Raw genomic sequence first — 18,576 nt, 5'->3', positions numbered from 1 at the left:
GTCGATGACACGGGGAAAGCCCGAACCATTACGTGCTCGAAGAGCCCGTCTCGGAATGGGCACATCGCCCCGCCAACCCACTCTCCGCCGGCGACGAAGCGGCATTTCAGGGGACGGCTAGCTGAGCGGTCGGGCACCCGGCGGTAATCCGGGAGAACGGCATGTCGGCCGGAGCCGACGTTCGTCCATTCACTTCGCTATGGCCGTTCACCGTGCTCGTTCGGCCGTTCGCATAGCAGAGTCGCCTGCTGCGCACGCACACCGACCCCTGGTCGGCCTCGAAGCCGGTCGCCTCGCGCTACTGCCGGAGAGCCGCTGTGCATCAACTCACGTTAAAGTGCACGCGAATGTCTTGCCGGGTTTCAACCGGGTGTCCGTCTTGCATTGCGGGAAAAAAACGCCAGCTTCGCAAGGTCTCGAGAACAATCTGATTGAGACGCGGGTACTGCGTAGGCTTGATAAGTTCGACCGCGACGGATCCGTCCGTATGGATGACGAGGCGGGCTGTGGCGACCGTCTGGTAGGCCTGCTCCCGCAATTCGTCGGGCACCGGGGGCAGCGGCTGCGCGATTGCCCGCGCGGGCGAGTTGCCGGTAGGCGAACCCGCAGATGTCTCCTGAGTGCCTGGCGCACCGATGGCAGGCAACGGCGATGATAGCGCCGCGGTCGCCGTCTGTGTCGGCGAACCGGTCTCGGGCTTCGCAACCGGCGCGGATTCCGGGGCGTGCGTCGTCAGCGGTGCCTTCGCAGCAGGCATCGGCGTGCGAACTGGCAGCGTGGGGGTATGTGCTGGTTTGAGTAACGGTTGTTTTGGCGGGGCGACGGTGTGCGGCTCAGTGCTCGCCTGTAATGAGCGTGTTCTGACCATGGGCGGCGTTGGACCGGGTTCTGGTACGTCAACGACGCTCACCTCCAACGGCTGCTGCAGCACCCGCTCGCGTGCCGGTCCCGGATCCAGGCTGCGTCCGAGCACTACAAGAAAAATTCCCCATGCAAATGCACCCAGCGCCGCGGCAATCGTGAGCCTGACTTTCCGGTTGTCACACGCCTCGATGCGGAGTCGCGAAAGTCTACTCACGATGAACTGCAACGAGAAAATGTTCCGCGCCGGCGCGTCGGGCCGCCAGCATTGCCCGCACGACAACGCCGTGCCCCGCTGCATCATCGGCGGCGACAATGACGTCATGGTCTGGGCGCAGTGCGCGCCTTATGGCAGGCTCCACCTGATCGAGCCGAACCGGTTCGCGGTTGACAAAAATCCCGTTGCCGCGGTCGACCGTCAAAGTGGGTGGACCCTCCACCGCCATCTGTTGCGCATGACCCGATGGCAGGTTGACCTTCACGGCGTCCAGCCGTTGCATGGCGAGCGATGTCAGCATAAACGTAGCGAGCAGGAAAAACATCACATCGATCATCGGAATGATTTCGATGCGGCCGCGCTTCGCGGCACGGGAGCGACGAAACTTCACGGCGTATTACCGCCCGTTTCGGAAGCGAGGCGGATCCCGCTAAGGCGTTCATTTGCGAACGCTTCGAGTTCGTCCATCAGCCGCTCGAGGCGCCGGGAAAAGTAGTTGAAGGCGAACAGCGAGAACAATGCGACGACCAGGCCAACCGCTGTCGCCACCAGTGACTGGGCGACGCCGCCGGTGACGCCGCCCGGATTGACCAGACCGCTTGCGCCGAAGAGCTGGAACGAATGCATCATGCCCACGATCGTACCCAGCAACCCTAGCAGTGGCGCAGCGGTCACGATCGTTTCGAGTACCCAGAAGCCCCTGCTCATATCCCGCTCGATCGCTGAGGCGATCACTTCGGTCTTCGCCTCGCGATACCAGACAGGCACAGACGGCTGGCGCGCAAGCGGCTCGCTCAGGCGTCGGAAAACATGCTCCGCCGGCAGCGAATCAAATGCCTCAACGATTGCGCCGGGCGACGCGTCGGCGGTAACCGGGGCGCACAGACTTGCGCCGGGCCGGCGGGCGAAACGCGTAAAGACATATGATCGGTCAACCACAATCGCGATCGCCACGATCGCAAGCAGGCTGAGCGGGTAGATGACCCACCCGCCAAGCTGCACGGCGTCCATAAGATTCATCCAGTCTTTCATTCCGGCATCCTTTGGTCAGGCGTCAAAACTTTTTGGAAATACCCGCGTACAGCGCGATGTGAGGTCCGTATTGCGGAGCGCCCACTCCAATGCCAGAGCCGTCGCGCAGCTCGTACACGCGGTTGAACGCATTCACGAGAAGCAGTCGCGCGTCGAATTTGCCAATCAGGGGATTGTTGACGTTGAAGTGCTGGATCACGCCAAGGTTGACCTGTGCGTAAACCGGCAGACGATCGGTATTGGCAAAGCCGCTGCGCAGGCCACTTCCAACCAGTCCGTCAAACGTGAATGTGGTACGGCCGAGTTCGTACGTGCCGCCAAATGACGCGGTCACGCGTTGATCGTGATCGAGAAATACGTAGTGGTCACTGATGAACGCGAGTTCGTCGGCGCCGAAATTGAACTGCGCGGAATTGATATTCTTGCCCTGTGCGCGGCTGAACGCGAGATTCAGATAGGCGGAAACGTTATCCTGCTTGTAATTGGCCGTGAACTCGACACCATAGGTCCGGCCGTACTGATAGTTGAAGGGGGTAAAGATTAGCGCGGTGCCAAACTGGCCTTCGTCGAGCAGATTGGTCGACTTCTTGTAGTAGGCGTCAAGCCCGACGGTCAGCGACGGCGTCAGCCGCTGGATGACGCCCAGGTCGAAGTAGTGGCTGCGCTCGGGTTGAACCGGATCGTTCTGTCCGGACACCTGGGCTGTGGTCCCCGCAAACCGCGCGATGTCGGAGTCGGCTACGAGTTCGAACGCGGGCGGCGTGAAGTAGCGCGCGTAACCCGCGTGAACGGTGGTGGACGGCGTTAGCGCGTACACCAACCCGACGCGCGGGCTCACCTGGCTCGCGCTGACGTACTGGTCCATCTTGTCGTAGCGCAAGCCATAGTTAATGGTGAGCCTGTCGGTGAGCTTCCACTCATCCTGCACATAGGCGCTATACAGGTAGCCGGTTTTGCTGCTGGAGTCAGGAATGGTAACCGGCTGATCGGACGACTGGTTGCCCTCGGCGTCAACCGGAAAGACAGCGAGACTGTTGTCAAAGATTGCGTGTTCCTGCTGGAAAAAGATGCCCGCGCGGATCGTGTGCTTTTCGTTTAGCCGGTAGGTTGTGTCCAGTTGAACCCCATTCGCCCGATCGCTGTGAAAATCGCTTGCCGCGACACCGTTAAACAGCAGGTCGCCGACCGGGTCGGGGTTGAACTGGGTGCGTGAATAGCGGGTGAAAACGGCAAGTTGATAGTCCAGTGCCGCCCCGTTGGTTCCCTGCAGCGCTACTACGGCAAACTGGTTGAGTTCTGACTGGGTTTCATTGAGCTGGCTCGAATCGAAGCTCGTGTTGCCGTTCAGCGTAAATGCAGTGGGCAGGCCTGGCGTATTGGGAATTTCAAACTGATTGCTGGTCGTACCGAACATCACACTCACGCGCGTGAGCGGATTGATGATGTACGACATGTAACCGAAAGCGTCGCCCTGACGCGTGTGATCGTGTATCGCACTGGCGCTCGACGTCGGGTTTTCGATACCCAGATTGTTCTCGCCGAGCGAGCCGCTGAAATAGTAGCTGAAAGGCCCCTGACTGCCGAATACGTCACCGCTCGTCTTGATGGTCTGATGGCTGCCGCCAAACACATCAATGGAACCGCCATTACCGGTATCGCCCGATTTGGTCCTGATATCGACGATGCCCGCTGTGCGATAGCCATACTGGGCAGGAAGCGCGCCCGTCAGAAAATTCAGCTGGTCGATGATGCGGCTGTCGAGTGACTGCCCAAACCCGCTGATCGGCTCGGGAATGATGACACCGTTAATCCGGTACTGCAGGTTTGCGTGATCGCCGCGCACGTGCAATTGGCCGTAGGAGTCGCTGGCAACCCCGGGCGCCTGCAAAAGGACCTGGTTAAGCGGCGTGTCCTGCCCTGCCGGGAGGTTGTTGATGTCGCTCTGGCTGAAGCGGTAGACGCTGCTGCCCGTTTCAGGCAGCAGGTCGTTGCGAGCCCGGTTCAGCCGCTGCGCATTAACCTGCACATCGAGCGTATCGCTTTTTGAAAGTGCAATCGACACAGAGCTTTCCTGCCCCGGACTGGTGGTGGCAACGCTGCTTCCGCTGGCAAATCCGGGGGCGGAAACAACAACAGCATAAGTTCCAGGCGCGACGTTCCCGACTGTGAAATGCCCGATCGCGTTAGTGTGTCCCTCCCCGACAGACGCGCCCGCTGAATCCTGAAGAGTGACCGTGGCGTTACCGACGGGTTGGCCTTCGCTGTCGGCGATGGTGCCGCCGACCGAAGCGTCGGCCGGGACGGCGTGAGCGCGGGCGGCAAGCGCGAATGACAATAGCGCGGCGTGGGCGAGGCGGTGACGATGTCTCATCTTGTCAGGTATTTGTTAGGTATACGAATCAGAAACCTCACCGCAGCAGGTAGTTGCTGCTCGGGCGACGAACTCCAGGCGTGGGCAAAGGCGAGCGAGCCGTACTGCCGTGATGGCAACTCATGCGTGTCGCGGCGATAAATTTGCACATCGAATGCAATGTTATATTATTACGCAACAGATTGAAACATACCGTTACTTTTTGCCGACGATACGATCCGTCGCGAGCGCCGCGCAGTCCTCGCAGACGCCCTTGATCTCGGTTTGCTGTCCGTCCACGCGGAAGTGAGCAGTCTGTGCGGCACCGAGCAGGACCTGCTCGAGCGTTGCGTCATGCAGTGCGCGCACGGAATGGCAGCGGGTGCAGACGGCGAGGATCTCGTGGCGGCCGCCGTTCTGTTCAGTCAGCCGGAAGGTGCTTGTCGTCGAGACATGACTGACCAGGCCTTCCCTGATCAGAAACTGCAATGCGCGATAAACGGTAGGTGGCGCGGCATGCGGACGCTGCCGGTGTAAATCTTCGAGTAGCTCATAGGCTGTTGCAGATCCTCCGCGCGCATTCAGAAGCCCCAGCACCAACTGTCGCAGAGGCGTGAACCGCGAGGGCTTCGCGGGAGTGGGCCTGCCGGCTGTCGATGGTCGCGAATGTCGCATTAGCGGTATATCTGGAAGTAAAAAAATCAACATCACACATGTGGAATGTTATAACATAACTATAAAACCACTAGCGCGATCCGTTATGAACAAACTTCCTGTCACGGTCCTTTCGGGATTTCTCGGCGCCGGCAAGACAACCCTGCTCAATCACGTGCTCAATAACCGGGAGGGCAGACGCGTTGCCGTCATCGTCAACGACATGTCCGAGGTGAACATCGATGCTCGCCTGATACGCGAAGGTGGCGCGCAGCTCTCGCGCTCCGAGGAGCGGCTGGTCGAAATGAGCAACGGCTGCATCTGCTGCACCCTGCGGGAAGACCTGCTGGTCGAGATAAGGAGGCTGGCAGCGGAAGGACGGTTCGACTATCTGTTGATTGAGTCGACGGGTATATCGGAACCGCTACCGGTTGCCGAGACGTTCACGTTCCGTGATGAGAGCGGCCTTAGCCTCTCCGACGTGGCGCAACTGGACACCATGGTCACCGTCGTCGACGCGTACAACTTTGTGCGCGACTACAGCTCACACGACCACCTGCGTGACCGGGGCGAAACGATGGGTGATGAGGACGGGCGCACCGTCGTGGATCTCATTACCGAGCAGATCGAATTTGCCGACGTGATCCTTCTCAACAAGGCGGATCTCGTCCAGCCGGAGAAGCTGACGCAACTGAAGGGCGTACTGCGCGGCCTCAATACTCGCGCCGAAATCGTCATCTCGTCGTTTGGTCAGGTACCGCTTGAAACCGTGATGGGGACCGGCTGCTTTGACTTCGACGCTGCGTCGCAGGCACCCGGATGGCTCAGGGAGATGCGCGGCGAACGAATCCCCGAAAGTGATGAATACGGTATCACGAGCTTTGCATATCGGGCGCGCAGGCCTTTTCATCCGGCGCGGTTCTGGAACTGGATAAAGATGGAGTGGCCGGGTGTAGTACGTTCGAAAGGTTATTTCTGGCTCGCATCGCGCAACGACCTCGTCGGGACCTGGTCTCAGGCCGGAGCGATTTCCCGACACGGTCTGGCCGGCAGATGGTGGGCCGCGGTACGTCAAAGCCGTTGGCCTGAGGATGCTGAAAGCCGCGCGATGATCTCGGAGCGCTGGTCGGCGCCATTTGGCGACCGCCAGCAGGAACTGGTCGTCATCGGCACCGGCATCGACGAAGCTGCGCTGCGTGCAGCGTTCGATGCGTGTCTTCTGACGGATGCCGAGATGAGCGCGGGTTCGCATGAGTGGGAAAAATATGACGATCCGTTTCCTGTCTGGCCGACGCAAGGCGCGACGGAAAGTGACCGCACGGACAGCGATGCAATCGAGGCATAGGCTCGGTTCGTCTAACGCAGCCTTAACGTGATTGCTGCATCGGTCGAGAATCTTTTCCTGCTGCGCGCACTGCGCGGCTGACGTGACGGCAACGATCCGAGTCGGCCGCCGAAAAGTGATTCTGCCAAAAAGTCGGCATCCGTTTACATCTATGAGTAAGGAAATTCATGAACAGGCTTGTTAAGGTGCTGTACCCAGTCGCGCTTGCACTTGCACTCGGCGTCTGCGGCCAAACGATGGCAGCGGCACCGTCGGTACCTGTCCCGGTCGTGGCGGCAGAGAATTTTTACGGTGACGTGGTGAGGCAGCTCGGCGGCGACCACGTGCAGGTCACCAGCATCCTGAGCAATCCAGACCAGGATCCGCATCTGTTTGAAGCCAGTCCGAAGACGGCGCGGGCGCTGCAGAATGCGGCGCTCGTTGTGTACAACGGCGCCGACTACGACCCGTGGATGGAAAAGCTGCTGGCGGCCTCGAAAAGGTCGGACCGCGCGACAATTGTCGCGGCACAACTCACGGGACGAAAGTCCGGTGATAACCCGCATCTCTGGTACGACCCGAAGACGATGCCCGCCGTCGCGAAGGCGGTGAATGCATATCTGGCAGCCACCGATCCGGCGCATAAAGGTGACTACGATGCTCGCCTGGACCGCTTTCTCAGCTCGCTCAAACCGGTCGACGACAAGGTCGCTGCCCTTAAAGCGCACTATGAGCACGTGCCGGTGACAGCGACGGAGCCGGTTTTCGGTTACATGGCCAGTGCAATCGGTCTGGACATGCGCAACGAGCGCTTCCAGCTTGCAACGATGAACGATACAGAGCCGAGTGCGGCGGATATTGCGTCATTTGAGACGGATTTGACCGCTCGCCGTGTATACGTCCTGATCTACAACAGCCAGGCGAGCAGTGCAATGACCCGGCACATGCTGAAGCTCGCGAGCAACTCGCACGTACCAGCCATCAGCGTGACCGAGACTTTACCCCCTGGGAAAGATTTCCAGCACTGGATGGGTTCGCAACTCGACGCATTATCGGCCGCGCTGAAGCGCTAGCCTGTTGAAGGCTACAGGTCCGCTCACCTGATGCCCGGCCGCGCTCTTTCCCGTCCATCGTCGACGACGGTGGCGGCTGGCATGGCGTGCAGCGTCATCACGTTTGCTGCCCGGCAGTCGAGGGCGCGCACTTCTCCGCGCTGGACGTCACGACGCGCGAAGGCGGTCTGATCGTTATACCCCGCAGGACCGAGCAACCTTATTTGACAGGGAATCAATCATGACCAGGCTTGCTTCAAATGATGGCCGTATCCCGACGACAATCCTTACCGGGTTCCTCGGCAGCGGCAAGACCACGCTGCTGAACCGCGTTCTGACGGAGCATCATGGCGGACGCGTCGCTGTGATCGAAAACGAATTCGGTGAAGCGGGTATCGACAATGAACTGCTCGTGCAGGACGGCCACGAGCAGATCGTTGAGATGAACAATGGCTGCATCTGCTGCACGGTGCGGGGCGACCTTGTGCGGATCCTGGGATCGCTTGCCGAACGTCGTCGCACAGGCGAGCTTGATTTCGACCGTGTGATCATCGAGACGACCGGACTCGCCGACCCTGCTCCCGTTGCCCAGACATTCTTCGTCGACGAGACAGTGCAGGAGAACTACCTGCTCGACGCGATCGTTACGGTCGTCGACGCCAGGCATGGTAATGCACAGCTCGACGAACATCACGAAGCGCAGGAACAGGTTGGTTTCGCTGACCGTATCCTTTTGTCGAAGGCCGATCTCGTCACGCCCGACGATGCAGAGGCCATTACCGCACGTCTTCGCCAGATGAACGCGCGTGCACCCATCAAGCATTCAGATTTCGGAAGGACTGATATCAGCAGGCTGCTTGATATCCGCAGTTTCGATCTCGATGCAATCCTCGAGATTGAGCCGGATTTCCTTGAAGACGTGTCCCACGAACATGATGATGACGTGTCGTCCTTTGTTTACCGCTCGACAGTCCCGCTCGATGCGGACCGGCTCGAGGAGTTCTTTGGCTCGATCGTGCAGATCTATGGCGCCGCCATGCTGCGCTACAAGGGCGTGTTGAATCTCGCTGGAGTGGAGTGCCGGATGATCTTTCAGGGCGTCCATATGATCTTTGGCGCCGACGTCGGCAAGCCGTGGCGATCCGACGAAACCCGGGAGACAAAGATTGTCTTTATCGGCCGGCAGTTGCCCCAGGACCTTCTCAGGCAGGGACTCGACGCGTGCATTAACACCGAACAGAAAAACAGATAGCCGGAAGGCGGCAGGAATCAATTCGCACTTGTGACCAGCGATGTTTGGTGATGCCGCCGCTCCTACGACAGGGACGGCGTCAGTACACCGCCGATCTGCAAAGCGATCTGAAGTGCGGCAAACGCGACGATAGCGATGCTGCCGAGCAGAGCCGCCCTTCGCTGCATGTGCGCGACGCGCGGGCCATAACGTAGTGCTAGGCGCCCAACGCCCCGGTTCAGCCCGGATGCGCCAAGACCGACAAGCGTGACGGTCACCGTGACGCCCAGCGCCATGGCCATTGTGGCTGAGATGCCTGCCTCCGGCACGTGCGCGCCCACCGAGACGACCAGCACAAAGATCGCTCCCGCACACGGCCGCATGCCCGCGCCCAGCCCGGTCAGGCAGATCTGCGATAGCATCCCGTTCGTCTTCGGGATGCGAGTTGCCTTCGCCTGCACGGGCAGACGAAGTGCGGGGCGCAAGTGCACCGGCAGCCGGTGGCCGAGATAACCGCGGTCGTGATCGCCCTGGTCATTCATGGTGCTCGAGCGTCGCGGAACCAGCACGACCTTGCGGCCGCCGGAGCAGCAGTCGCGCCGCGTGGCGATCGACCAGACGGTCCAGCTTCCGGCGACGCAAAGCATCACGTAGCTGACCAGTTCAAGCGAAACAGCGCGCGCGAGTATGCCCTGAGCGCCTTCCCGCGTTACCAGAATGCTTCCCATGACCACGACGATCGCGCTGGCAGCCTGCACAGCGGCGGTCCAGCCGCTCAGGAGTATTGCCTCGCGAAGACGTGCGCCGCGCGATCCCAGGAAGGTGCCGACCACAAGCTTGCCATGACCTGGCCCGAGTGCATGTAGCACGCCGTACGCGAAAGACAGTCCGAGCAGTACCATCCACAAAGCCGGATCACGCTCTGTGCCGAGGCGCACCGTCATATCCTGGATACGGGCGTTCCAGCGTCCCTGAAGACGGACGGCGGCGAGGACTGCATGCCGCACAGGACCCGGAATCCAGTCCCGTTCCGGGTTGACATCGGTGTCTTGCGCTACGGATCCCTGTGGTGATACGGGTGACGCAGCAGCGGCCGTTGACGCTGCAATCGGCTGGCCGAAGACATCGATGCCTTGGGCCTGGGACGCAACCGGCACAGCGACGCAGAGGAAAATCACGGAGGCGATTGCGCCCCGGATTGGCAGCGCGACGCAAGTGGCCGCATAAATCCGACAGATAGCCTTCAACATGTGAGTGCCGTGGCCTGGGGAACGACAGTTCCATAAAAGACAGGGTGATGCTGGTCGGCGAAGTTCCGGGTCCTGCACGTCAAGGCAGCGCCGCTGTCGAGCGAAACGGCAGGATCCGACCCCGGGTCGTAGTCGACGTAAAACGATTCGTCCCAGACTCCGAATTGCACCCGCTTTCCTGCGACCGTAACCGGTTTTACAAGTGGCAGTGTAAAGGTGTATTCGATCCGTCCGTTTTCCACCGATACCCTGAAATCCGAAGGCTCCGCGAAATGCTGCGGTTCGCCGTCAACGAGCAGATGGCTGAAGTAGTCGGCTGGTCCCAGGGACGAGAACGCCTGCTTTTTGAAAATCGCCGTTTGCGCCGGCCCCAGCGGGCCGCTTGACGGCAGATGATCGATCCCGACCAGCATGACCGGAAAGCCCTCCGTAAAACGCCACGTCTCCGTTATCGCGGTAATCGTCACGCCCCGCATGCGGATCTTTGCGTTATACATGATCCAGACGTGGGGGTGCGCCACGGCAGCCGATGCGCTCAGAATGGCAAGCATCGCCAGCCAGTGCCTGATCGTCGATACAGGAAATCGTAAGGGTCGGGTCATGTGTCGCGCCAGGGAGCGTTGCAGACTTTGAAGAGCCTTTCGTGTGCCGATGCCACCCGGAGCGAAGCGGTGCACGGGAGCAGCCGCATTATCGCCTCGCCAGAACCGCGAATGAACACGCGGTGCCAATTGACAACATGTCTGTATCGATGGCGCGCACGAGGGTTGTCTGTGACGCGTCATTGACTGAGCCGCTCGAGCCACAGCGTTTCCGAGTAGATGGCGGGTAGCTGCAACTGTGCTTCCGGACGGTCATTGCCCTCACGTCGATCGATGTCGTATTGCAAAAGCGTCGCCTGGCCACCGGAAAAATGCGTATTGTCGAGTATCGCGTCTGTGCGCCGGTAGAAGGCCAGCGTCGTATGACTGCCGCTGTGAAGCAGGGCGGGACTCGAGTCCTGCCACGGCTCGTCGGGCAGGGAAACAAGCAGAACTGGCGCTGCTTCGATGTCGGACGATTCCCATACGTCGACACCGCCCGGTTCAGAAAAGCGGGGCACCGTCATGACAATTGCGTTGTTCGCGTCCCCCGGATGGTGGTCAGTAGAGAACTTCGTTGTGGCAGGCTGGAATACCGGCGGCAAAAGCGACGTGTTGCCGGCATGCCAGTGTCCATTGGAAAAGCCGAACGGGATGACGGCGATGCGCGCCCCCTCGCTGGCGGGCTGGACGGCGAGAAAGGATGCCGAATCCGTCCCTTGGGCGCGCACCGCGAGCAGACGCAGATCGAACCGGAACCGATCATCTTCCAGCACCCTTGCCTGTTGAATGTGGCCGGTCCCGTCGTCGCCTACCGCCCACAATTCGGCGCCTTTGTCGGACTTTTGCATCGCGAGCAGTATCCTCCGCCGCATTTGCGCATTGTTCGAGAACGCGATGTACTGCTGCGTGCGTCCAGTGGGTATCCGCTGGTCACTCTGAAACCACAGTGCCGGCGCTTCGAAATCGCGGCCCGTGCTTCGCAGCAACCAGAACGCAGTGCCGCCCAGGCGCGGCGTGATAACCATCAGGTCCGCGCGGCCGTCGCCGTCGAAATCTCCGAGCACGAACCGGGCGCTATCGAAGCACAGGGTGTCTTCGCCACAGGTTGCAGTGATCGCCCGGCTGTCGAACGGGACAGCATTGGCATACCAGCGTACAGGCCGCTCTCCGGCCTGCAATTTCTGCACGTAGACGTCGAAGCCCGGGCCGTCGGCTCGCCGCTGTACATACACGGCGGAGGGTGCGCCCTGCCCGGTCACGTCCTCATACATTGCGCCGGTGAGTCGCAGATCAGTGGGCCACGCTGGTCGCAACGCCGACCACCGGTATCGCGTCGTCAGCGATGCGCAGCCACGAAGGTTCAGCCGCCCGTCTTCTTCTCCGAGGCAGCGCCGCGAAGGCGTGAAGATCAGACCGAAGTCCCATGGCGTCCACCGTTGTGACGGTTCCCATTGCTCGCACCTCGCTTCGGCGAGCGTGCCGTCGTGCTCGGCAACACATTGTCCTGTCGCCGCCGAAACAAGGGCGGCGTCGTGCTCGTTGCCCGGATAGGTCGTTCTGGGTTCCCATGTCCATTGCTGCTGCATCGAACCATTACATGGTGCGAGAACCGGCTCGCGCCCGTTGCCTGCTGAGGCCAGACACCGGCTCGATGCGGCGTTGAAGAGTACTGACGGCGTGCCGACGAAATCCGGCCTGACATGCGCCGTCGAGTCGTCGTGCGCGTACTGGCGCTGCACCCAATCGCCATTCCACTCGTATTCGCCGAACACCTGCGCCACATCCCCACCGTCGACGGAGAAATAGGTCGCGGCCACATCACGTTTGCGTTGCGCATCTTCTCCCGACAGGTTGACCGGCCAGTTTCCCGTCGGATAGGTGACGAAATACGAGATAGGGACGGCGTGAGCAAGGGATTGGGCGACGTGCCGGGTAATGCGCGCGGCGTATATGTGATCCGGGTGTTCGATGAAGGGGTCCGTATCAGGATTAAGCGTGTAGATGCGCGTGGCACCTTCGAGGATCGATCTGAGCGTCGCGGAAAGCGAGTCGCGCGTGTAGCGACCAGGCGCAATCTCGCCGTGTCCCATCGGATAGGTGGTAAGCGTTGCGCCCTGGTCCCACAGCAGCCCGAGCGGGACGCGGCCGCCCCGGACAGCACCGCCTGGCAGGCGTAGTTCAAGCAGCCGCACGCGCGGCTGCTGTTTCAGCCGGAGCTCGAATACCGGCTCGCCGGCAATCCGGATGGTCGACTCGTCCCAGTCGTTGACGACGCCCGCCAAACGGGCATAGGCAAGCCGCGTTCCCTCCTCGCGTTTCTGCACGTAGTCAAAGCTTGCGCCGTTCGCCCCACCGATCAGATGGACGACCGTAACGCACCATCCCGCGTGCAACCGCTCACTGATTGCTGGTTCGACAAAGAGCAGGTCGTCGTCGAGGTGTGCGACGACAGTAACGGCGGTTCCGGCGCTGCAATCGGGGGCTGCAGCCTGAGCGTTCGCCGGGAAGATGAAGAACGCAACGATGGAAAGAAGGAGAAAGCCAAGCTGGAGTAATCGCCGACGGTCAAAACGGTCATTGGAGCGCATGCATTGGTTCCCGCTGTCCTGATCCGTTGATGGATCCGATTGAGTGGCCACCCGGCCGCCGTGCCACGATACCCGTCGTATTCGCATCGTACCGATAAATAGCTGGCAACCCCGCTGGCACTAAAATCTGCGATACTGATCGATACCCCTACCCCCTATGATAGACTTCCCGAAATTGTATACCCCAAGGGGTATATGGAGAACACTATGAGTCACACGGTTCAGGAAAAACAGAAACTGCTTAATAGGGTCCGCCGTATCAAGGGACAGGTCGAAGCCGTTGAGCGGGCGCTCGAGGAAGAGCACGGCTGCGCGGACGTGCTGCAACGGATCACGAGTTGTCGCGGGGCTATGAACGGTCTTCTCGCGGTTGTGCTGGAAGACCACATCAGGAACCACCTCATCGACGCGGAAAACGGCGAGGAGGATGGTGCCAGCGCGACGGAACAACTCATCGAAGTTGTTCACAGCTATTTCAAATAGTCAGAAATGGTTGATTTCAAAGACGCCGCATTCGGCGCAGGACATGACCACATCTTTCTGGGTGTTGGTCACGAAAAGAACGAGCGCAAGACGTGGGCCGTGATCGCATTGTGCAGCGCTATGATGCTTGTTGAGATCGTCGGCGGCAGTATGTTCGGTTCGCTGGCGCTTGTCGCCGACGGTCTGCACATGTCGACGCATGCCGGCGCAATGCTCATTGCAGCCCTTGCGTACAGCTATGCGCGCAAACACGCCACCGACTCCCGCTTCGTGTTCGGTACAGGTAAGCTCGGCGATCTTGCGGGCTTTACGAGTGCCATCGTGCTCGCGATGATTGCGCTTCTGATTGGCTACGAAGCGGCATCGCGTTTCCTGTCGCCGGTACCCATCCATTTTGGTGAGGCAATTCCCATCGCGGCGGTCGGCCTGTTTGTCAACCTGGCGAGCGTGTGGCTATTGAACGGCGGCGATCACGATCATGGTCATGATGACCACGCTCATGAGGAGGAAGTCCAGAAGATTTTCGCCCCATCCGGCGTGTTTGCCGTTTCCATCTTCGAGGACGGCGTGCCACCCGTTTTCCGCATTACGCCAGCGACGCAGACTTCACGACTGGACGCTACTGCGGTGTCCGTTACCACGGTGCAGCCCGATGGGACACAACAAGTGTTCGCGCTGGCGGACCGCGGAGACTATCTGGAATCGAAGGAAGACATTCCGGAGCCACACTCCTTCACAGCCATCGTTCGGATGCCGGACGGCGAGTTCGGAGTCGAATTCGAAGAACATGAACACCACGACGACGCGGATGAAGCAGCGACTCGCGACCATAACATCGGGGCCGCGTACATCCATGTGATGGCGGATGCGGCGGTCTCCGTGCTGGCCATCATCGGCCTCGTATTGGCACGCGCATTTGGCTGGCTCTGGATGGACCCGCTCGCCGGCATCATCGGTGCGCTGGTGATTGCAAACTGGTCGTACGGCTTGATGCGGGACACCGGTGCAATCCTGCTAGACATGAACTGCGACCGGCGGATGGCAGAGAATGTTCGTCACGCGATCGAGGACCTCGGCGACAAGGTGGTTGACCTGCATGTATGGCGGGTGGGCCCCGGTCACATGAGCGCGGTGGTGTCAGTGGCAACAGATGAAACCCAGCGAGACTCTCGCTTCTATCATGCGCTGCTTGGGCGCTTCATGGGTTTGTCTCATGTCACCGTCGAGGTCCAACCGTTACAGACGGCCGCCTGACACAGGTGTTGACCAAGACCGTCAAAGGAAGCCACGCGGCCGCTTGCGGTGATGAATTGACGTCCGGATGTCTGAACCAGGGCGGTAGCGAACGACCCTTTGGCCGGAAAGCGACCGAACTCGAGAAACTCCTCCTCGGGCAGATCACATTCAGCCCCCGTCCCCACCACCGCGCGCGGGACGATCTTCGTCCCGCGGCCATCTCAGGGCGTTGCTTGCCATTCGACTTTGGTATGTATTGCCGCTGTCGAACAGACAACGCTTGGCACGCTCCATTGTGTAGGCGGCAATGATGCGGTCCTGCTGGTCACTGCCCACGCGCGCATACACCGCTTCGCCCAGCGTTTCAATGAAGTCGTCGCGGCTGCCGCCCATCGGGCAGTCCGCGCTGTTTTCGAGGTCGTCCCTGAACTGTTCTACATCGTCCATGCTGGCGCTCCCCGAAGTTGGTCCGGCGTGGCCGGATGGTACGGGCGATCGCCGGCCTGCGGGCAGTCGTGAAAGTACCTGTTCCAGGGCGACCCGTACATAGAGCGCCGTCCGGTGCGTCAAGTGTAAGCGCGATTTCTCGCACACGTAGTTTCTCGTAAGCCGAAAGCGCAGCATGTGTGTCCGCAACCAAATCAGTGGGCACACCCTCATGCAGGACAACCTGGACGATTTCCTGCCGCTGCGAGTAATAGGCGTCTACGCAGACGGCAAACGCAGATTCGATGAACGCGAGATGTTGATTTGCACGGAATCCTGACCCACCCTACGCAGTAATCGTGGGTCAGGATTCCGTGCAAATCAACACCGACCGCTTCAGACGTGGGTCGGGCCAAGATAAGCCTTTCGCATTATCAGCGCCAAAGTCCGATTCCGCGTCCATTCCAAATGTTCGAACAAACTTGCGCATCGTTTGCGTGGGCCGTGCGGAAACATCACGGTCGCTGATGAGTGCTGTCGTCAAGCGAGCAGCTCTGGCACGTGGCGACGCGCTTTCCCTCGTTTCCACCGCGCCTCCCGCGCCTCCCGCGCGGGCCGGGCAGGCTGACGCAGGCCACCAGGGCGATGTGCGCCGCCCGCCCGATGCGCGCCATTTTTTCCGCATACCGTCGACGCACGGTTAACGATTTCTTCATGTTCTGTCGATGGCACTGGCTCGCGCTTCTGACCACCATGAAACAGGTCAACGTGAGCGGCGCGGTGCGCCGCCGCTGGCCAGCCTCTGCCCGACGCTCTGTGCCCGTGCATGCGCCCCGACATCACGCGCACGCCAGCGAAGCGGCCACGGTCGATGACAAGGAGATGAACATGAAAAGCAAGCGTTTGACCTGTGCGGCGGCCGTTGCGGCCACCCTTCTGTCGTTGAGCGGTGCGGCGCATGCCAACGGCCCCACCTGTTCCAATGAAACGCTGAGAGGCCTGTATGGATTTAGCGCCCAAGGCGAAATACTCGGCATCATCGGCACGGATGGTGCGGTTCACTACGCGAAGTCGAGGCTGCTGCTCAACGACGTCGCTGTCGTCGTCTTCGACGGTAACGGCAATTTCACGCGCAACGATGCGGGCAATGTCGGCGGCTTGCCGAAAATGGGCGGCGCCTTCAATTCCGTGCAGTTCGGCACCTACAAGGTAAATAGCGATTGCACGGGAACGATGACGATCAACTACGGCACGAAAGCGAGTCCCGCTGGCGTGGTGCTCGTCGTGAATATCGTTATCTCGTCGGATGCGACACTGGTGATCGGCGAAATGACCAGTGAGACGGTCCCCTTCGCTGCTGCGCCTCCCACCGTCGATGGCACGTGTGGGAACCCGTGCTCCGAAGCGGTGCAAATCAGTTTCGAGGGCAAAAAGGTGCTCGCCTACGGATTCCGTTAGGCGGACGGACTGGACAAGTCGACGCTTGCCGCTGTGGTTTGCGCAGGCCGCCCGGCGCGCGGCTTGCGCTGGCGCAGCGGCGCGCTCGCCCGCTCGAGGTTGCGGCAGACGCGCCCCTCGAAACTGCCGATTTGATCGCATCTGCCCCCACGGTCCGTTGAGGGTCGGGCGCCGCTGGCCATCGACCGGCAAGGACCGGCCACAACCCGCCGCTCACATGCGTTTCGATCGGACGTCAGGTGTCACGTGCACCCTGTAACCGGCCATCCGGCTATCAAAGACGAACGCGCTTTCTCTTAAGGTTTGTTCGATGCCTGCCCGTGTCCACAGGCCTGGAGGTGCACGACGGGACGTGTGGGCAGGCGTTGAATAAACCTGAAGGGAGGAAACCGCGGGATGCCGCGATGCGGTGGGAAGCTTTGAGGCTATGGCGATTGATGAGCTGGGATGCCAGGCAGTGTTGCGGGATGCGCAGTCAGGCGGGGTGGCGGATCGGGACTGACGCGTTGACGAAGCGGCGCAGTGGCGCAGTCGGAAGGGCGAAGTGGACGTGGGAGCGACTGCGTGAAGCGACAGGCGCAAACGTCCGCTCGTGGGCCGCGTTGCCGCGAAGCCGACGGTCGGGTAGCACGTCCGGAAACCGTTGTATTCATGTCGGGCCCCGGCGCGTGGGGGGCGCGCGGATCGGTGCGGTGCGCGCGAGGATATCGATGACCATCATCGGCGCGCCGCAGTGGCGGCAGATGAAGGCGGGCCGTGTTTCCCTGACGGCTTCGCGCGGAGACGTGGCGACGCCGGTGGCAACGTGCAGCAGTTCGCGCACCTTCGCGAGTCTGGCGCGGCGCACCGGGTTGGCAAGCAGTCCGTAGTGACGGATGCGATGGAAGCCGCCAGGCAGGACATGCAGCATGAAGCGGCGCATGAACTCGCCGGCCTCGAGGGTCATGGTCTTGTAGCGGGTGCGCCCCTTCGCGCGATAGTCTTTCCAGCGGAACGTGACGCCGCGCTCGTCGAAGGCGAGCAGACGCTGGTTGGAAATCGCCACCCGGTGCGTATAGCGTGAGAGATACGCGAGTACCGCTTCGGGTCCCGCAAAGGGACGCTTGGCATAGACGACCCATTCGCAGGCACGCAGCGGCGCGAGCCATGCGGTGAAGACGGCCGGATCGGTGAGGCTGGCATATTCGCCGAAGAACTGCAGTTGGCCCTGCCGGTGCGCCGCTTCGAGTGCCTCCAGGAAGCGGCGCCGGAACAGGCGTGACAGGACGCGCACCGGCAGGAAGAAGCCGGGCTGGCAGGCGATCCACCGCTGCCCGTCGGGCGACAGGCCGCCGCCGGGGACGATGCCATGCACGTGCGGGTGATGCGTAAGCGCCGAGCCCCACGTGTGCAGCACGAGCGTGGTGCCGATCTGCGCGCCGAGGTGCCTGGGGTCTGCCGCGATGGTACGCAGCGTCTCGGCGGCGATATCGAACAGCAGCCCATAGAGCACCGCCTTGTTGTACCAGGCGATCGCACTGATCGCGGCAGGTAGCGTGAAGACGACGTGGTAATACTCCACAGGCAGCAGGTCGGCCTGACGTGCCTCGAGCCACCGGTGTGCGGCGCTCGCCTGGCACTTTGTGCAATGTCTATTACGACACGAGTTATAGGCGATCTCAACCTTTGCGCAGCCGGAACAGCGCAGCACATGTCCCCCCAGCGCCGCGCTGCGGCACTGTTCGATGGCCGACATGACCTTCAGCTGCCCCAGGCTCAGCGCTACTGTACGGCGCCACGCTGGCCCGCAGGCGCGGAAGATATCCGCGACCTCCAGCACGGAGGGCTCCG

16 protein-coding genes are annotated in these 18,576 nt (G+C 61.1%); 6 read left to right on the top strand and 10 right to left on the bottom strand.

Annotated features, from left to right (window positions below; translation table 11 throughout):
* Positions 1-322 precede the first annotated feature (322 nt).
* From B0G80_RS24525 to B0G80_RS24505, 5 genes are all read right to left on the bottom strand, one after another.
* Positions 323-1,090: an energy transducer TonB gene (locus B0G80_RS24525; protein WP_258879015.1), complete on the bottom strand. Its 768-nt coding sequence runs from the start codon at positions 1,088-1,090 to the stop codon at positions 323-325.
* Positions 1,071-1,469: a biopolymer transporter ExbD gene (locus B0G80_RS24520; RefSeq protein ID WP_116120352.1), complete on the bottom strand. Its 399-nt coding sequence runs from the start codon at positions 1,467-1,469 to the stop codon at positions 1,071-1,073. The genes B0G80_RS24525 and B0G80_RS24520 overlap by 20 nt, the downstream gene beginning before the upstream one ends.
* On the bottom strand, positions 1,466-2,110 hold the full coding sequence (locus tag B0G80_RS24515; protein ID WP_116120350.1) for a MotA/TolQ/ExbB proton channel family protein: 645 nt from the start codon (positions 2,108-2,110) through the stop codon (positions 1,466-1,468). The genes B0G80_RS24520 and B0G80_RS24515 overlap by 4 nt, the downstream gene beginning before the upstream one ends.
* Before the next feature lie 22 nt (positions 2,111-2,132).
* Positions 2,133-4,481 (bottom strand): TonB-dependent receptor, encoded by a 2,349-nt coding sequence (locus tag B0G80_RS24510; RefSeq protein ID WP_116120348.1) that lies wholly within the window; start codon positions 4,479-4,481, stop codon positions 2,133-2,135.
* A 195-nt stretch (positions 4,482-4,676) separates the two neighbouring features.
* Complete coding sequence (locus B0G80_RS24505) at positions 4,677-5,135, bottom strand: Fur family transcriptional regulator (protein WP_258879217.1); 459 nt, start codon at positions 5,133-5,135, stop codon at positions 4,677-4,679.
* A gap of 85 nt (positions 5,136-5,220) precedes the next feature.
* Between B0G80_RS24505 and zigA the strand changes: the two genes are divergently transcribed.
* The 3 genes from zigA to B0G80_RS24490 all read left to right on the top strand — a co-directional run bounded on the left by zigA (position 5,221) and on the right by B0G80_RS24490 (position 8,742).
* On the top strand, positions 5,221-6,459 hold the full coding sequence (gene zigA, locus B0G80_RS24500) for a zinc metallochaperone GTPase ZigA (RefSeq protein WP_116120343.1): 1,239 nt from the start codon (positions 5,221-5,223) through the stop codon (positions 6,457-6,459).
* A gap of 167 nt (positions 6,460-6,626) precedes the next feature.
* Positions 6,627-7,511 (top strand): metal ABC transporter solute-binding protein, encoded by an 885-nt coding sequence (locus B0G80_RS24495; protein ID WP_106314947.1) that lies wholly within the window; start codon positions 6,627-6,629, stop codon positions 7,509-7,511.
* 220 nt (positions 7,512-7,731) lie between these two features.
* Positions 7,732-8,742 (top strand): GTP-binding protein, encoded by a 1,011-nt coding sequence (locus B0G80_RS24490; protein WP_116120342.1) that lies wholly within the window; start codon positions 7,732-7,734, stop codon positions 8,740-8,742.
* 62 nt (positions 8,743-8,804) lie between these two features.
* Here B0G80_RS24490 and B0G80_RS24485 read toward each other — a convergent pair whose 3' ends face one another.
* The 3 genes from B0G80_RS24485 to B0G80_RS24475 all read right to left on the bottom strand — a co-directional run bounded on the left by B0G80_RS24485 (position 8,805) and on the right by B0G80_RS24475 (position 13,143).
* Complete coding sequence (locus tag B0G80_RS24485) at positions 8,805-9,728, bottom strand: nickel/cobalt transporter (protein WP_220377488.1); 924 nt, start codon at positions 9,726-9,728, stop codon at positions 8,805-8,807.
* Between the two features lie 236 nt (positions 9,729-9,964).
* A complete protein-coding gene (locus B0G80_RS24480) occupies positions 9,965-10,522 on the bottom strand; it encodes a DUF1007 family protein (protein WP_106314951.1) in 558 nt (185 codons plus the stop codon).
* 230 nt (positions 10,523-10,752) lie between these two features.
* A complete protein-coding gene (locus tag B0G80_RS24475; RefSeq protein WP_116120338.1) occupies positions 10,753-13,143 on the bottom strand; it encodes a PIG-L family deacetylase in 2,391 nt (796 codons plus the stop codon).
* A gap of 207 nt (positions 13,144-13,350) precedes the next feature.
* Here B0G80_RS24475 and B0G80_RS24470 point away from each other — a divergent pair, with 207 nt between their 5' ends.
* Together B0G80_RS24470 and dmeF are read left to right on the top strand one after the other, a co-directional pair.
* Complete coding sequence (locus B0G80_RS24470) at positions 13,351-13,626, top strand: metal/formaldehyde-sensitive transcriptional repressor (RefSeq protein ID WP_106314954.1); 276 nt, start codon at positions 13,351-13,353, stop codon at positions 13,624-13,626.
* Between the two features lie 6 nt (positions 13,627-13,632).
* A complete protein-coding gene (gene dmeF / locus B0G80_RS24465; protein ID WP_116120336.1) occupies positions 13,633-14,880 on the top strand; it encodes a CDF family Co(II)/Ni(II) efflux transporter DmeF in 1,248 nt (415 codons plus the stop codon).
* Between the two features lie 150 nt (positions 14,881-15,030).
* On the opposite strand, the gene B0G80_RS24460 is transcribed toward dmeF, so the two are convergent.
* Complete coding sequence (locus B0G80_RS24460) at positions 15,031-15,309, bottom strand: hypothetical protein (RefSeq protein ID WP_116120334.1); 279 nt, start codon at positions 15,307-15,309, stop codon at positions 15,031-15,033.
* Positions 15,310-15,849: 540 nt separating this feature from the next.
* Between B0G80_RS24460 and B0G80_RS47125 the strand changes: the two genes are divergently transcribed.
* Entirely contained in the window at positions 15,850-16,746 is an 897-nt protein-coding gene (locus B0G80_RS47125) for a hypothetical protein (protein ID WP_258879014.1), read from the top strand.
* A 649-nt stretch (positions 16,747-17,395) separates the two neighbouring features.
* On the opposite strand, the gene B0G80_RS24445 is transcribed toward B0G80_RS47125, so the two are convergent.
* Positions 17,396-18,565, bottom strand: coding sequence for an IS91 family transposase (locus tag B0G80_RS24445; RefSeq protein ID WP_116120096.1), 1,170 nt, complete (start codon positions 18,563-18,565; stop codon positions 17,396-17,398).
* Positions 18,566-18,576 lie beyond the last annotated feature (11 nt).

The sequence above is a fragment of the Paraburkholderia sp. BL6669N2 genome (genome assembly GCF_003387275.1).
Taxonomy (GTDB): Bacteria; Pseudomonadota; Gammaproteobacteria; order Burkholderiales; family Burkholderiaceae; genus Paraburkholderia.
This window is presented reverse-complemented; position numbering and strand designations above follow the sequence as displayed.

Bases quoted from the DNA above. Each gene is read 5' to 3' on its own strand.
- B0G80_RS24495 (WP_106314947.1), top strand. From the start codon at position 6,627: ATGAACAGGCTTGTTAAGGTGCTGTACCCAGTCGCGCTTGCACTTGCA.
- B0G80_RS24505 (WP_258879217.1), bottom strand. From the start codon at position 5,135: ATGCGACATTCGCGACCATCGACAGCCGGCAGGCCCACTCCCGCGAAG.
- B0G80_RS24460 (WP_116120334.1), bottom strand. From the start codon at position 15,309: ATGGACGATGTAGAACAGTTCAGGGACGACCTCGAAAACAGCGCGGAC.
- B0G80_RS24510 (WP_116120348.1), bottom strand. From the start codon at position 4,481: ATGAGACATCGTCACCGCCTCGCCCACGCCGCGCTATTGTCATTCGCG.
- B0G80_RS24515 (WP_116120350.1), bottom strand. From the start codon at position 2,110: ATGAAAGACTGGATGAATCTTATGGACGCCGTGCAGCTTGGCGGGTGG.
- dmeF (WP_116120336.1), top strand. From the start codon at position 13,633: ATGGTTGATTTCAAAGACGCCGCATTCGGCGCAGGACATGACCACATC.
- zigA (WP_116120343.1), top strand. From the start codon at position 5,221: ATGAACAAACTTCCTGTCACGGTCCTTTCGGGATTTCTCGGCGCCGGC.
- B0G80_RS24470 (WP_106314954.1), top strand. From the start codon at position 13,351: ATGAGTCACACGGTTCAGGAAAAACAGAAACTGCTTAATAGGGTCCGC.
- B0G80_RS24490 (WP_116120342.1), top strand. From the start codon at position 7,732: ATGACCAGGCTTGCTTCAAATGATGGCCGTATCCCGACGACAATCCTT.
- B0G80_RS24475 (WP_116120338.1), bottom strand. From the start codon at position 13,143: ATGCGCTCCAATGACCGTTTTGACCGTCGGCGATTACTCCAGCTTGGC.
- B0G80_RS24480 (WP_106314951.1), bottom strand. From the start codon at position 10,522: ATGCTTGCCATTCTGAGCGCATCGGCTGCCGTGGCGCACCCCCACGTC.